This is a genomic window from Cryobacterium sp. GrIS_2_6, from assembly GCF_035984545.1.
Classification (GTDB): Bacteria; Actinomycetota; Actinomycetes; order Actinomycetales; family Microbacteriaceae; genus Cryobacterium.
Genome location: NZ_JAXCHP010000001.1, coordinates 2,691,438 through 2,705,781 on the forward strand (window position 1 = coordinate 2,691,438; position 14,344 = coordinate 2,705,781).

Below are 14,344 nucleotides of genomic sequence, written 5' to 3' on the forward strand. Positions count from 1 at the left end.
TATGATCTTAGTCATGAGGAGTGACGGAGAAGCGACCCGCGAGCGAATTCTCGCTGCCGCCCAGGCCGAGTTCGCCCGGTACGGCCTGGCCGGCGCGCGCGTCGACCGCATCGCCACGGCCGCGAAGGCGAGCAAGGAACGCCTCTACGCGTACTTCGGCGACAAGGGCGCCCTGTTCACCGCCGTGCTCGAGGTCAACCGGCGCGACGTGATGGCCGCGATCCCGATGGACACGGACGACCTGCCCGGCTTCGTCGGCCGGGTCTTCGACCACGTCGTCGAGTACCCCGAGCACTCGCGGATGCTCGACTGGGCCAGGCTCGAGGGTGCCGCCGCGCTGCTGCCGACGACCTCGGAGTGGCGCAACGGCCCGGAGGCGACCGCGATCGCGGCAGCCCAGTCCCGCGGCGAAATCGACCCCAGCTGGGATCCGGAAGACCTCGTCACCCTCGTCTTCGCGCTCGCGACGTCGTGGGTGCACTCCCCCGGGGTGTTCCCGGCCTCGGGGCCCGGGCCGGAGGTATCCGTGCGGGAGCGCCGTCGCGCCGCAGCGGTCGCCGCCGCCCGCAAACTCATCGCCCCCTGAGCCCGGGCGGCCCGGGCAGCGGATGCCCCCGGCCGGCCCCGACGGCCCGCCGCTACCCCTTGAGGTGGTAGCGCACGCTCGCGAGTTCGGCGAGCAACGCAGCGGGGACCCTGTCGCCGAACTGGGCGAAGTAGTCCTCGGTGAGGTCGCACTCGGCGAGCCAGCTGGTCTTGTCGATGCGGAACAGCTGCTCAACGGTCTCCTCCGAGAGGTCGAGACCGGCGAGGTCGAGGGCGCCCGCGGCGGGGAGGCGTCCGATCGGGGTGTCGACGGCATCCGTCGACCCTTCGATGCGGCGCACGATCCACTCGATCACCCGCGAGTTCTCGCCGAAGCCCGGCCAGAGAAAGCTGCCGTCCGCGCCCTTGCGGAACCAGTTGACCTGGAAGATCTCGGGTGCCCGGCTGCCGAGGCCCTTGCCGACGCGCAGCCAGTGCGCCCAGTAGTCGGCCATGTTGTAGCCGCAGAACGGGAGCATCGCGAAGGGGTCACGGCGGAGTTCGCCGACGGTGCCCTCTGCGGCGGCGGTCTTCTCCGACGAGATCGTGGCCCCCATGAAGACACCATGCTTCCAGCTGCGGGCCTGGGCGACGAGGGGCACGTTCGTGGCCCGCCGCCCGCCGAAGAGGATCGCGTCGATCGGGACGCCGCCGAAGGCCTCCCAGTCGTCGGAGATCGAGGGGCACTGTGCCGCGGCGACCGTGAAGCGGGAGTTCGGGTGCGCGGCCGGGGTCGGCGACGAGGGCGTCCAGTCGTTGCCCTGCCAGTCGATCAAGTGGCTCGGCGGCGTCTCGGTGAGGCCTTCCCACCAGACGTCGCCGTCGTCGCGGAGGGCGACGTTCGTGAAGATCGTGTTGCCCCAGACGGTCTGCACCGCGGTGGGGTTCGTGACGACGCCGGTGCCGGGGGCGACGCCGAAGAAGCCGGCCTCCGGGTTGATCGCCCAGAGGCGCCCGTCGGGGCCGGGGCGGAGCCAGGCGATGTCGTCCCCGATCGTCTCGACCGTCCAGCCGGCGATCGTCGGGCGCAGCATCGACAGGTTGGTCTTGCCGCAGGCGGAGGGGAAGGCGCCGGCGAGGTGCACGGCACGCCCCTCCGGCGAGGTCACCTTGATCAGGAGCATGTGTTCGGCGAGCCAGCCCTCGTCGCGGGCCATCACCGACGCGATCCGCAGAGCGAAGGACTTCTTCGAGAGCAGCGCGTTGCCGCCGTAGCCCGAGCCGTACGACCACACCTCGCGGGTCTCGGGGAACTGCACGATGTACTTGGTGTCGTTGCACGGCCACGTGACGTCCTGGCGGGTCTCGCCTGCGGCATCCGTGAGGGGGTACCCGACGCTGTGGATGGTCTGCACCCAGCGGGCACCGGCCTCGATCAGTTCGAGCACGGCATCGCCCATCCGGGTCATGATGCCCATGTTGAGCACGACGTACGGTGAGTCGGTGATCTCGACGCCGAGCTGGGAAATCGGGCCACCGAGCGGGCCCATCGAGAACGGCACGACGTACATCGTGCGGCCGCGCATGCTGCCGGCGAAGACGGCGCGCAGCTCGTCCTTCATCGCGGCGGGGTCGGCCCAGTTGTTGGTGGGGCCCGCGTCGTCGGGGTCCGTCGAGCAGATGAAGGTACGGTCTTCGACCCGGGCCACGTCGGACGGGCTCGTCCGGGCGAGGTAACTGTTCGGACGCCACTCGGGATTCAGCTTGATGAGCTTGCCCTCGGCGACGAGCTGCTTGGAGAGTTCGTCGGCCTCCCGGCTCGAACCGTCGCACCAGATCACTTCGTCCGGCTGGGTCAGCCGGGCGATGGAATCGACCCAGGACTGGAGATTGGGATCCGTGGTACCGGCGGTGTCGTCGGAATCGCTTCCGCTGGATGTGACTCGGAACTGGGCGATGGTCATCTCCTGGCCTTTCTCGGTATGGGGTGTGCAGCGGATGCCTGCAGTGGTGATCGAAGCATCCGCGCGGCTTGTCGTCGGGCGTCCGTAACTTTGTGCTGCAGAACCAGAATGCGCGCAATCTTCCCTCATGGATCAAAAAACTCATGTTAAGAATCGTGCTTCTTTAGATATTGTTAAGGAATGTCGACTCGAGCCTCTGACCTCGTCACCCTGGGCCTGCGCATCCGCCACTATCGCGGCGAGCGCGGCCTCACCCTCGACCAGCTCGGCGAGAAGGTCGGACTCGCAGGCAGCCAGCTGTCGCTCATCGAAAACGGCCGGCGGGAACCGAAATTGTCGATCCTGCAGGACATCGCGACCGTGCTCGGCGTCCCGATCGCCGACCTGCTCAACGGCGAGGCGCCGAACCGGCGGGCCGCGCTCGAAATCGAGCTCGCGCGGGCGCAGAAGAACCCGCTCTACGGTGCGCTCGGCCTGCCCGAGGTCAAGGTCACCAAGGGCATGCCGGTCACTGCCCTCGAGTCGCTCATCGGGTTGCACCGTGAGCTTGCGCGGCGCGCGAGCGAGGCGATCGCGACGCCGGAGGAGGCCCGGCGGGCGAACACGGAGCTGCGCGAGCTCATGCGCGAGCAGAACAACTACATGCCCGACATCGAGGAGCTCGCCGAGGACCGGGTGCGGGCGTCCGGTCACGTCTCCGGAGCACTCACGCACCGCGAGGTGAGCGTGATGGCCGAGCAGCTCGGCTTCAGCCTGATCTATGTCAACGACCTGCCGAACTCGACCCGCTCGGTGACCGACCTCGTCAACCACCGGATCTACCTGCCGCCGGCGTCGATCCCCGGCGGGCACGGGCTGCGGTCGATGGCGCTCCAGGCGATGGGGCACCGGCTGCTCGGGCACGAACGCCCGGCGAGCTACGCAGAGTTCCTCTGGCAGAGGCTGCAGATCAACTACTTCGCGGCCGCGTGCCTGATGCCGCCTGCCGCGTCCGTCGCGTTCCTCGCGCGCGCGAAACGCGAGCGCGAGCTCTCGGTCGAGGATTTCCGCGACGCGTTCGGCGTGACCCACGAGGCCGCGGCCCTCCGCCTGACCAACCTCGCCACCTCGCACCTGGACATGCCGCTGCACTTCCTCAGGGTCACGGGCGACGGCGCCCTGCAGAAGGGCTACGAGAACGACGGCCTGCCGCTGCCGGTCGACGTAACCGGTTCGATCGAAGGCCAGTTCGTCTGCAAGCAGTGGAGTGCCCGCAGCGCCTTCACGCATACCAACCGCACGACCGAGTTCTACCAGTACACCGACACTCCGGCCGGCACCTTCTGGTCGGCCACCCAGACCGGGGCGGCGGATGGCGGCGAATTCTCGATCAGCGTCGGGGTGCCGTTCGTGCACGCCAAGTGGTTCCGCGGACGCGAGACCGTGCAGCGAGCCGTGTCGCGCTGCCCGGACGAGTCCTGCTGCCGCCGGCCGGCCTCCGACCTGGCCGCGCACTGGGCCGGTCACGCCTGGCCGAGCGCCCGCCTGCACGCGCACGTGCTCTCGCCCCTGCCGAGCGGCACCTTCCCCGGCGTCGACGACACCGAGGTCTACGAATTCCTCGAGGCCCACGCGGCCCCGTGATCGGATGGTGTTTTGGCGTCCGGCTGGGTCGAGTATGTGTGTGGGGATTCCATGTTTCGAAGCAACGCCACCTTCCACGGTGGTCTCGCGTTCTTACGCCCGCACCGGATCAGGGCCTACGCTGCGATTAGTCGGGCCGTTTCCGACAGAAAAGGAAGAGAACATGCCGACAGACCAGTATCACGAGCCGCCTCAGGAGTTGTCTGCCGAGGTTCGTACGTTCGCCAGGATGTGCGCAAGCCTCTCCGAAGAAGCCGAAGCAATCGGCTGGTATGAACAACGCATAGCCGTTGAGCAGGATTCCGCCGCCCGCGCCATCATGGAGGATTCGCTCGGCGAAGAGTACAAACATTTCAGTATGGAACTGGAGTTCCTGCTCCGCGCAAAGCCGAAATGGCGAGAAATCGCTCAGGGCATCCTCTTCACGGACGGCGATATCGTCTCGCACGGTGAGAAGGCGGAGGCGGAAGCCGATTGAGTGCGCCGCGCGCGTTCGCCACAATGTAACGGAGAATGGCTCCTCAGCGGCGGCACAAAAATGAGCACCGGAAGGGCCGGAGCGATCTTCGCGGTCTCGGCATTGGCGACGCTCGTCGCCGGCGTCGTTCTGGAGTTGTCCGGCGATGCGGCGGCGAACCAGCTGGGAGTCTCTGGAATCATCTTCGGTGCCACGATCCTGGCCCTGGCGACCTCGCTGCCCGAGCTCTCCACCGGTCTGCAGTCCATCAAACAGGGCGACGACAACCTCGCCATGAGTGACATCTTTGGAGGAAATGCCTTCCTCCCGGTGCTCTGCCTGTACCTCGTCGGTATCGCGGGGCTCTTCACCATCGCGTCCTGACCGCGGGGCGCGCGTACCCGGTGGGAGTCGTCGTGTCTGGCAGCGGATGCAACGGATGCCGACATGTATGTTCCGACCCAATTGCGGAGAGCGGATGCGCCGGAGCGAGTGCGTCAGGCGGGTGCGGCAGAGAGGGTGCCCGGCGGGAGACCGAGTTCGTGCTCTGCGACGGTGCGCACGAGGTCGCGCTGGCCGCGGGCGTCGCCGTAGCGCACGACGGCGTGCGCGTTGATGCCGTCGATGATCGCGAGGAGCTGCCAGGCCAGGGCGCCGCTGTCGGCGACGGCGAACTCGCCGCGCGCGCAGCCCCGGTTCAGGAGGGCCACGAGAAACGCCTGCCAGGCATCCATCTGCACGCCGACCTCACGGGCAAGGGCGATGTTGCGGCGCCCGACGCTCCAGGCGTCGAGCCACACTGTCGTCACGGCACTGCGATCGGGGCCCAGGAGTGTGTCGATCAGCGCGCGCAGCGCCTCGACGGAACTCGGGTGCGCCGAGAGCTCCTTCGTGATCTCCGCGAGCTCTGCGCCGGCGATCGAGCCGAAGGTCGTCGCGACGAGGCCCTCCGTGCTCGGTTCGTAGTGGCTGACCAGGGCGGGTGTGACACCGATCCGGGCCGCGATCGCGCGGAGCGTGATGGCGTCGAGACCGTCGTAGCGGGCGATCTCGCGGGCCGTGCGCGCGATCTCGGCGGCGCGCTCGGGACCGGACTTGCGCTTGACTCGGCTCGGAAGGGTTGACATCGCACCTCAGTGTATATAGTTTTGCCTCGGGCTTATTGATCAAGTGATCAACTGGCTCCCTATCCTTCCTTCGACCGCCGTTGCCGGCACCCCAGGAGACGCCTTGCAGCTCATCATCGCCCCCGCCGCCCCGCCGCTGACCCGGGTGACCGACGCCGCACCCACCCCCGCCCCGCTCCGGGTCGGGCTCGTGCAGCACCGCTGGCACGCGGACGACGCGGCCCTCCGCGCCGAACTCGCAGACGGCATCCGCCTTGCCGCCGCCGCGGGGGCGCGGATCGTGTTCCTCCCGGAACTGACCCTCCGCAAATACCCGGGCAACCGGCGTGCGACCGGCGTGCCCAAGCTCGACGCCGAGGACCTCCTCACCGGCCCGACCTTCGCCTTCGCCGCCGAGCAGGCCCGCGCGCACGGCGTCGTCGTGCACGCCTCGCTGTTCGAGCGGCCGGACCCGGCCGACCAGCCCGGCGACCCGCGCGGCTACAACACCGCGATCATCGTCTCCCCCTCCGGCGAGCTGCTCGGCCGCACCCGCAAGCTGCACATCCCCGTGACCGAGGGCTACTACGAGGACACCTATTTCCGCCCCGGGCCGCCGGAGAATGCGTACCCCGTCTATGCCCCGGCCGAACTCGACGGCGCCCGCATCGGCATGCCGACCTGCTGGGACGAGTGGTTCCCCGAGGTCTCGCGCCTCTACGGCCTTGCGGGGGCGCAGATCCTCGCCTACCCGACCGCGATCGGCTCCGAGCCGGGCTTCCCGGCATTCGACACCCAGCCGATCTGGCAGCACGTCATCGTCGGCAACGGCATCACGAGCGGCCTGTTCATGGTCGTCCCGAACCGCTGGGGCGATGAGGGCGACCTGACCTTCTACGGCTCCTCGTTCATCTCCGACCCCTACGGGCGGATGCTGGTCCAGGCCCCCCGCGACAAGTCGGCCGTGCTCGTGGCCGACCTCGATCTCGCCCAGCGGGCCGAGTGGCTGACCCTGTTCCCGTTCCTGGGAACGCGCCGGCCCGACAGCTACGGACGCCTGACCACCCCGGTCGAGCAGGGGCATCCGTTCGGTGCGGACGCGGACTCGAGCGCGGGCGCGGCGGCCCGCGCATGACCTGGCGGATGCCCGCGGAGACCGCGTTGCAGGAGCGGGTCTGGATGGCCTTCCCCTCCGACGGCTACACGCTCGGCGACACGGCGGCTGAGGCGGAGGAGGCGCGCAGCACCTGGGCGGCCGTCGCGCACGCGGTGCTCGAGTTCGAGCCGGTGACCATGGTCGTCGACCCCGGTGGGAGCGCCGGCGGGACCGGCGCACGCGACGCGCGGGCCGCCGCCGCGCGGCACCTCTCCGCCGGCGTCGACGTACTCGAGGCCCCGCTCGACGATGCCTGGATGCGCGACATCGGGCCGACCTTCGTACTCGATCCGGCCGGGCGGCTCGGCGCCGTCGACTGGATCTTCAACGGCTGGGGCGGCCAGGACTGGGCGACCTGGGGCCGCGACGCCGACATCGCCGGGATCGTGACCCGCGCGGCCGGGGCGAGACCGGTGTCCTCGCTGCTCGTCAACGAGGGCGGCGGCATCCAGGTCGACGGCGAGGGCACCGTAATCGTCACCGAGACCGTGCAGCTCGACCCCGGCCGGAACCCGCAGGCGGACCGGGCCAGGGTCGAGGCCGAACTCGCCCGCACGATCGGGGCGACGCACGTGATCTGGCTGCCGCGCGGCCTCACCCGCGACCAGGCCCGCTTCGGCACCCGCGGGCACGTCGACATCGTCGCCGCGATCCCCGCGCCCGGCACGCTCCTGGTGCACGCCCAGAACGACCCGGCGCATCCCGACTACAGTGTGACCCGGGAGCTGCGCGCGGGGCTCGCCGCGTCGACGGATGCCGCCGGCCGGCCCTGGACGATCATTGACCTGCCCGCGCCCGCCCGGCTCTCCGACGCCGAGGGCTTCGTCGACTACAGCTACGTGAACCACCTCGTCGTCAACGGCGGCGTCATCGCGTGCGGCTTCGGCGAACCCCGGGCGGATGCCGCGGCCAGGTCGATCCTCGAGAACGCCTACCCGGGGCGGAAGGTTGTGACCGTGGACGCGCGGCCGCTCTTCGCCCGCGGCGGAGGCATCCACTGCATCACCCAGCAGCAGCCCGCGGCGGCTTAACCCGCCGCAATGTCTGGCGGTGAGGCTGTCGGCGCAGCTAGGGTATGTGTGGGCGCGTGATTTCCCCCCTGTTCCGGGGTCCGTCGCACGGCCGACCATACCCATTTATCACTACGTAACCATTCGTCGGAAGGTCTGTCGTTCGCCCCAGCGGCTGATTCGATTTTCCAGACGGTGCCGGACCCCTCGCAGCCCTCGCTGCGGACCGGTCCCCTCCGTTCGACTGCCGACACACGGTCCCGAAACCCCTGTCGGCTGAGCACCCCGACGAAGAGGTGACGTCGAAGCGAGAAACGCGGACCCGCCGTGACCCACCCGACACCCGATACACCGATACCCGAAGCCTTCGACAAGCTGCCGACGTACACCGACGTCCGAGCGGGAGTTCTCGGATGAGTGCCACAGGCGATTTCCGTGACGTGGAACGCGAGGCCCTGCTGCGCCGCAGCCAGCGCTCCGCCGCACGCACCGCGGCGAAGAATCCGCCGGCCGCGCGCGCAAGCCAACCCGCGACCGGGACCTCTCCCGTCGTCCGGCTCGGGCGCAGCGCAGCGATCACCTTCAACCCGGCGCTCCTGAGCGCCGCCGAGCGCAGCCGGTTCAGCCGGCACATGAACGCGCGGGTGTCTCCGGGCAAGGGCGTGCTGTCCAACGCGGAGTACTACGCCCAACAGGCCTTTGTCGACGTCGCCCAGATCTCAGTGCCCACGGTGAGCGGCCGGGACAACGTGAACTGGGTGCTCAAGCGCGGCGACGGCAGCACCGAGGTCGTCCCCGACTTCGTGGCCCGGGCCGTCCAGCCGCGGGAAGCCGGTTATCCGGGCGTGAGTGCGGCTGTGACCGCACCCGTTGCGGTGCCGGTTGTTCTTCTGCCCGCCGCGCTCCAGGCCGCGCCGCCGGTCACCGGACTGCCGGTTGTCGCACCGTTTACTACCGCGCCGCCGATCGCCGCATCGTTTGCGGCCGCGCCGCCGGCCGCCGCACAACCGGTCGCTGCACCGCCGCCGCGACCCAGTGCATCCGCTGCCGCTGCCGCGCTTGCCGCAGCCGCAGAGACCGCGGTCGCCCAGGCGGCCGCGGCGCAGGCCGCCGCCGCGGAAGCCGAGACGGCACAGGCCGAGGCAGCGCACGCCGCCGCCGTGCAAACCGCTGCAGCACAAGCAGCAGCACACCGTGCGGTTGAGCAGGCCGAGGCAGCTCAAGCCGCAATCGAGCAGGCCGCCCGGGCGCAAGCCGCCGCCGCACACGCCGAAGCACAAGCCGCGGCAGAAGAAGCCGCAGCCGCGCAAGCCGCCGCAGCACAGGCATCCGCGGCGCAGGCATCCGCAGCACAGGCCGCGGCCGCACGGGCCGCCGCAGCGCAAGCGATCAACGTGCCGCTGCACGTGCCGCTGGCCGGCCCGTCGCGACTGCCCGCGCCGCCGGAACCGGAACCGGTGTCGACGGTGCGGTCCGCCGCGGAGTCTGCCGCACACCTCGCCGCACAGCGCGCACCCCAGGCGCCCCTGACTCGGTCAGCGCGTGCGCCGATGGCGCCCGCGCCGGGTGCGCCGATCGTGGCGAACTACGCCGGCACGGTCACGGGTTCTCAGATCCTGCGCGCCGAACGGGACCGGGCCAGGGAGATCCTGGCCAGGGCCACCGAGCTGCGCGTGAAGACCGGTCAGAAGAGCACGGGTCCGAACTATCGCGCCGCCCTCATCTCCGAGAACCGGGCGCGCACGAAGTTCTTCGAGCTGAATACCCAGACCGAGCAGGCCACCGCCCGCGAGGCGCGCATCGAGTACGCGGCGCTGCTGAGTTCGCTGACCGAGGGCACCGAGAACTATCGGATCGAGTACGAGGCGCGGCTCTCGGCGCTGCTCGCGGGCGTCACACTGCCGGCCCTGACGGAGCGGATCGCGGCCGCCGAGACGATCGTGCACCGCCAGGACAAGATCGCCGGGCTCGCGACGGATTCCGCGGAGCGCTGGGCGGCAGGCTCCCCGCAGCGGAAGGTCAACCACACCGAGTAGGCCAGGTCGCGCGGGCTCAGCGGGGCGGCATCCGGATTCCACCATCGAGCCGGATCGTCTCGCCGTTGAGCATCGAGTTCTCCACGATGTGCCGCACGAGCGCGGCGAACTCGCTCGGGTCGCCGAGCCGGGCCGGGTGCGGAACCTGCGCGGCGAGCGACTCCCGCACCGCAGCAGGCATGCCCTGCAGCATCGCGGTGTCGAAGACGCCGGGCGCGATCGACACGACCCGGATCAGGGAGCGCGCGAACTCCCGGGCGAGCGGCAGTGTCATCGCCGCGACCCCGCCCTTCGAGGCCGCGTATGCCGCTTGCCCGACCTGTCCGTCGAAAGCTGCGACGGATGCCGTCGTCACGATGACGCCCCGCTCGGAGGTCCCGCCTCCCCCGGCTCCAGCACCTGCGCCAGAGCCGGAGCCGAGGCCGATGGCCATCTCGTCGATCGGCTCGGCGGCGAGCATCGCGGCGGCCGCGAGCCGGATCACGTTGAACGTCCCGGTGAGGTTCACCCGGATCACCCGCTCGAAGTCGTCGAGCGGGAGCGGGCCGTCCCTCCCGACGGTGCGTTCCGCCGGCGCGATTCCCGCGCACGTCACGACGATCCGCAGCGGCGCCATCGACACCGCCGCCTCGACGGCGCTGTGCACATCGCCCGCGCTCGTGACGTCGCCGGCCACGAAGCGCGTCCGGTCGCCGAGGGCGGCCACGATCGCAGCCCCGGGTGCTCCCGGCAGGTCGAGCAGCACGACTGCTGCCCCCGCCGCGTGCAGGGCGGTGACGGTGGCCAGCCCGAGGCCGGAGGCGGCTCCGGTGACCAGTGCGGAGCATCCGTCGATGCGCATCTCAGAGCCTTTCGATGATCGTCGCGTTGGCCATGCCGCCGCCCTCGCACATGGTCTGCAGGCCGAAGCGGCCACCGGTGCGCTCGAGGGTACCGAGGAGGGTGCCGAGCAGTCGGGTGCCGGAGGAGCCGAGCGCGTGGCCGAGGGCGATCGCGCCGCCGTCCGGGTTGAGGCGTGCGGGATCGGCGCCGAGTTCGCGCGCCCAGACGAGCGGAACGCACGCGAAAGCCTCGTTGACCTCGTAGGCGTCGAGGTCGTCGAGGTCGAGGCCGGAGCGGGCGAGGATGCGCCGGGTTGCCGGGATCACGCCGGTGAGCATCAGGAGAGGGTCGCTCCCCGTGATGGCGAAGCTGTCGAACCGCGCCCGCGGCGTGCAGCCGAGCTGGGCGGCGCGCGCGGCGCTCATGATCAGCACCGCAGAGGCGCCGTCGGTGAGCGGGGACGAGTTGCCCGCGGTGGTCAGCCAGTCGAGGTCGGGGAACCGGACCGCGAGGGCATCGGTGCGGAACGCCGGCGGCAGGGCGGCGAGGCCCGCCGCCGTCGTGCCGGGACGGACGGTCTCGTCGCCCGTGACGGAGGAGCCGTCGGGGAGCCGGACCGGGACGAGGGCGCGGTCGAAGTCTCCACGGCCGGTCGCATCCGCTGCGAGCCGGTGCGAACGGGCGGCGTACTCGTCGAGTTCGGTGCGGCTGAGGCCCCAGCGGCGGGTGATCAGCTCGGCGGAGACGCCCTGGCCGACGAGACCGTTCGGGTAGCGCTCAAGCAGGAGCCGGCCGGACGGGTCTTGGCCCGGACGCAGCGACGAGCCGAGCGGAACCCGGCTCATCGACTCGACTCCGCACGCGATCACGATGTCGTAGCTGCCGGCGATCACGCCCTGGGCGGCGAAGGTCGCCGCCTGCTGGCTGGAACCGCACTGCCGGTCGATCGTCGTGCCCGGCACGGACTCCGGGAATCCCGCGCTGAGCAGCGCGGTGCGGGTCACGTTGTAACCTTGCTCGCCCGTCTGCGTGACGCAGCCCCCGATCACGTCGTCGACGAGCGCGGGATCGAGGTCATTCCGGCGGACCAGCTCGGCGAGCACCCCGGCGAGCAGGTCCGCCGGGTGCACCCCCGACAGCGCTCCATTCGGCTTGCCCCGCCCGGACGGGGTACGCACGACATCGATGATCACGGCCTCGTTGCTCATGCCGACAGCCTAGGCCTATGCCGCGCCGCCGGGGCCCGCCGGCGTTGGCGCGGCGCAGGGCTCCGCGAGCAACGGGCGGGCGGATGCGCGGCGCGGGTCAGGCGGAGAGCGCCCACATCGCGACGGCGCTGGCCGCGGCCACGTTGAGGGAGTCGATGCCGTGCTTCATCGGGATCTGCACGACACTGTCCGCTGCGGCGAGGGCGTCCTCGGTGAGGCCGTCGCCCTCGGCGCCGAGCAGCAGGGCGAGCTTCTCGTGATCGCGAGACTGCACGTCACGGAGGCTGACGGCATCCGCCCGGAGGGCGAGCGCGGCGACGTGGAAACCGTGCCTCGACAGCAGGGCGCGGGTGCTCGTCCAGTCGCCGACGCGGGTCCACGGCACCTGCAGCACCGTCCCCATCGAGACGCGGATGGCGCGGCGGTAGAACGGGTCGGAGCAGCGCGGCGTGACGAGGATCGCATCCGCCCCGATCGCGCCGGCGGAGCGGAAGATAGCGCCGACGTTGGTGGGGTCTGACACGTTCTCGAGGATCACGATGCGCCGGGCTCCGGCGAGCAGGGTGTCGGCGTCCGGCAGGGCGGGCCGGTTCATCGCCGCGATCAGACCGCGGTGCAGGATGTACCCGGTCAGCTCGGCGAGGAGCTCCCCTGGCCCGACGAACACCGACACGTCCTCGCCGACGAGCGCGCGCGCCTCGTCGACCGTATTGCCGAGCGCGAGCACGGAGCGTGGCCGGTGGCCGGCACGCAACGCCCGCTCGAGCACGAGCGCAGACTCGGCGATGTACAGGCCGTGCTCGGTGCCGCGGGCCTTCTTGAGGGCAACGTCGGTGACGTGGGCGTAGTCGACGAGTCTCGGGTCGTCGAGGTCGGTGATCGGGGTGACGGGCATCCGTTCAGTCTACGAGCCGGGGGGTGCTAGTCGGCGAAGGGGTCCGGGGTCATCGTGTATTTGGTCGAGAGGTACTCCTGGATGCCCTCCGGGCCGCCCTCGCGCCCGAGGCCGGATTGCTTGACCCCGCCGAACGGTGCGGCCGCGTTCGAGATCACGCCGATGTTGAGCCCCATCATCCCGGTCTGCAGGCGTTCGACCATGCGTTGCCCGCGGGCAAGGTCCCGGGTGAAGACGTAGCTGACCAGCCCGAACTCGGTGTCGTTGGCGAGCCGCACTGCGTCGTCCTCCTCGTCGAAGGTCGCGATCGCGAGCACCGGCCCGAAGATCTCCTCGCGCAGGATGTCACTGCCCGGCGCGACCCCGGCCAGTACGGTCGGCTCGAAGAAGGTGCCGGCGCCTTCGATCGAGTCGCCGCCGGTGAGCAGTCTCGCGCCGCGCTCGAGGGCGTCCTGCACCAGGGTGGATGCCTTCTCCACGGCCCCGGCGTTGATCAGCGGTCCGATGTTCACGCCCTCTGCGGTGCCGCGACCCACGACGAAGTCCTGCACCCGCTCGGTGACCCGGCGGGCGAACTCCTCCGCGACGGACGCCTGCACGATGAACCGGTTGGCGGCCGTGCATGCCTGCCCGACGTTGCGGAATTTCGCCGCGATCGCGCCGTCGATGGCCTTGTCGAGGTCGGCGTCGGCGAAGACTATGAACGGCGCGTTCCCGCCGAGTTCCATCGAGGTGCGCAGCACGCCCTGGCCGGCCTGGCCGATCATTCGGCGGCCGACGGCCGTCGAACCGGTGAAGCTGAGCTTGCGCAGCCGCGGGTCGGCGATGATCGGGTCGGATACCGCGCCGGAACGCGAGGTCGTGATGACGTTGAGCACACCGGCGGGGAGCCCGACCTCGGCGAGGAGCTTGGCGAAGTACAGGGTCGTGAGCGGGGTCAGCGACGCCGGCTTCACAACGACGGTGCAGCCGGCGGCGAGCGCGGGGGCGATCTTGCGGGTGGCCATGGCGAGCGGGAAGTTCCAGGGCGTGATCAGGAAGCAGGGGCCGACCGGGTGCTGGGACACCAGCATCCGTCCGGTGCCCTCGGGGTTGGTGCCGTACCGGCCGCTGATGCGCACGGCCTCTTCGCTGAACCAGCGCAGGAATTCGCCGCCGTACGCGACCTCGCCGTAGGCCTCGGCGAGCGGCTTGCCCATCTCGATCGTCATCAGAAGCGCGAACTCCTGCTTGCGCTCCTGCATCAGGTCGAAGGCGCGCCGAAGGATCTCACCGCGTACCCGGGGTGGGGTCGCCGCCCAGCTGTCCTGGGCGTCGACGGCGGCGTCGAGGGCTGCTGCGCCGTCGGCGACCCCGGCGTCGGCGATCGAGGCGATGACGAGCCCGGTGGCCGGGTCGACGACGTCGAGCGTCGCCCCGTCACGCGCGGGCACCCACTCCCCGTTGATGAAGAGTTCCTTCGGAACCATCCGGAGAAGTTCGGCTTCGGTGACGTTCGTCATAGTGGCTCCCTGTCGCGAGTGTCTGCTGCTCTGCGTCATC

At 70.5% G+C, this 14,344-nt stretch carries 13 protein-coding genes; 7 read left to right on the forward strand and 6 right to left on the reverse strand.

Annotation, left to right across the window (positions count from 1 at the left end):
• Nucleotides 1–13 precede the first annotated feature (13 nt).
• Nucleotides 14–586, forward strand: a complete 573-nt coding sequence (locus RCH22_RS13250; RefSeq protein WP_327014355.1) for a TetR family transcriptional regulator — start codon at nucleotides 14–16, stop codon at nucleotides 584–586.
• A gap of 52 nt (nucleotides 587–638) precedes the next feature.
• Here the strand turns inward: RCH22_RS13250 and RCH22_RS13255 are convergent, their stop codons facing one another.
• Nucleotides 639–2,489, reverse strand: a complete 1,851-nt coding sequence (locus tag RCH22_RS13255; protein ID WP_327014356.1) for a phosphoenolpyruvate carboxykinase (GTP) — start codon at nucleotides 2,487–2,489, stop codon at nucleotides 639–641.
• A gap of 180 nt (nucleotides 2,490–2,669) precedes the next feature.
• Between RCH22_RS13255 and RCH22_RS13260 the strand changes: the two genes are divergently transcribed.
• The 3 genes from RCH22_RS13260 (at nucleotide 2,670) to RCH22_RS13270 (ending at nucleotide 4,953) form a co-directional block, all read left to right on the forward strand.
• On the forward strand, nucleotides 2,670–4,112 hold the full coding sequence (locus tag RCH22_RS13260; protein ID WP_327014357.1) for a helix-turn-helix domain-containing protein: 1,443 nt from the start codon (nucleotides 2,670–2,672) through the stop codon (nucleotides 4,110–4,112).
• A 163-nt stretch (nucleotides 4,113–4,275) separates the two neighbouring features.
• On the forward strand, nucleotides 4,276–4,590 hold the full coding sequence (locus RCH22_RS13265; protein WP_134447109.1) for a hypothetical protein: 315 nt from the start codon (nucleotides 4,276–4,278) through the stop codon (nucleotides 4,588–4,590).
• Nucleotides 4,591–4,650: 60 nt separating this feature from the next.
• Nucleotides 4,651–4,953 carry a hypothetical protein gene (locus tag RCH22_RS13270; RefSeq protein WP_327014358.1) on the forward strand — a complete coding sequence of 101 codons (303 nt, stop codon included), beginning with the start codon at nucleotides 4,651–4,653 and terminating at the stop codon, nucleotides 4,951–4,953.
• Nucleotides 4,954–5,066: 113 nt separating this feature from the next.
• Here the strand turns inward: RCH22_RS13270 and RCH22_RS13275 are convergent, their stop codons facing one another.
• Entirely contained in the window at nucleotides 5,067–5,696 is a 630-nt protein-coding gene (locus RCH22_RS13275) for a TetR/AcrR family transcriptional regulator (RefSeq protein ID WP_327014359.1), read from the reverse strand.
• A gap of 112 nt (nucleotides 5,697–5,808) precedes the next feature.
• Between RCH22_RS13275 and RCH22_RS13280 the strand changes: the two genes are divergently transcribed.
• The 3 genes from RCH22_RS13280 (at nucleotide 5,809) to RCH22_RS13290 (ending at nucleotide 9,877) form a co-directional block, all read left to right on the forward strand.
• A complete protein-coding gene (locus RCH22_RS13280) occupies nucleotides 5,809–6,810 on the forward strand; it encodes a nitrilase-related carbon-nitrogen hydrolase (protein WP_327015532.1) in 1,002 nt (333 codons plus the stop codon).
• On the forward strand, nucleotides 6,807–7,862 hold the full coding sequence (locus RCH22_RS13285; RefSeq protein WP_327014360.1) for an agmatine deiminase family protein: 1,056 nt from the start codon (nucleotides 6,807–6,809) through the stop codon (nucleotides 7,860–7,862). Before RCH22_RS13280 ends, RCH22_RS13285 begins: the two co-directional genes overlap by 4 nt.
• A gap of 392 nt (nucleotides 7,863–8,254) precedes the next feature.
• A complete protein-coding gene (locus RCH22_RS13290; RefSeq protein ID WP_327014361.1) occupies nucleotides 8,255–9,877 on the forward strand; it encodes a hypothetical protein in 1,623 nt (540 codons plus the stop codon).
• A 16-nt stretch (nucleotides 9,878–9,893) separates the two neighbouring features.
• Here RCH22_RS13290 and RCH22_RS13295 read toward each other — a convergent pair whose 3' ends face one another.
• From RCH22_RS13295 to RCH22_RS13310, 4 genes are all read right to left on the reverse strand, one after another.
• Nucleotides 9,894–10,718, reverse strand: a complete 825-nt coding sequence (locus tag RCH22_RS13295) for an SDR family NAD(P)-dependent oxidoreductase (RefSeq protein WP_327014362.1) — start codon at nucleotides 10,716–10,718, stop codon at nucleotides 9,894–9,896.
• 1 nt (nucleotide 10,719) lies between these two features.
• On the reverse strand, nucleotides 10,720–11,907 hold the full coding sequence (locus tag RCH22_RS13300) for a thiolase family protein (RefSeq protein WP_327014363.1): 1,188 nt from the start codon (nucleotides 11,905–11,907) through the stop codon (nucleotides 10,720–10,722).
• Between the two features lie 97 nt (nucleotides 11,908–12,004).
• Nucleotides 12,005–12,802: an RNA methyltransferase gene (locus RCH22_RS13305; RefSeq protein ID WP_327014364.1), complete on the reverse strand. Its 798-nt coding sequence runs from the start codon at nucleotides 12,800–12,802 to the stop codon at nucleotides 12,005–12,007.
• 26 nt (nucleotides 12,803–12,828) lie between these two features.
• Complete coding sequence (locus RCH22_RS13310) at nucleotides 12,829–14,304, reverse strand: NAD-dependent succinate-semialdehyde dehydrogenase (RefSeq protein WP_134447094.1); 1,476 nt, start codon at nucleotides 14,302–14,304, stop codon at nucleotides 12,829–12,831.
• Between the last annotated feature and the right edge of the window lie 40 nt (nucleotides 14,305–14,344).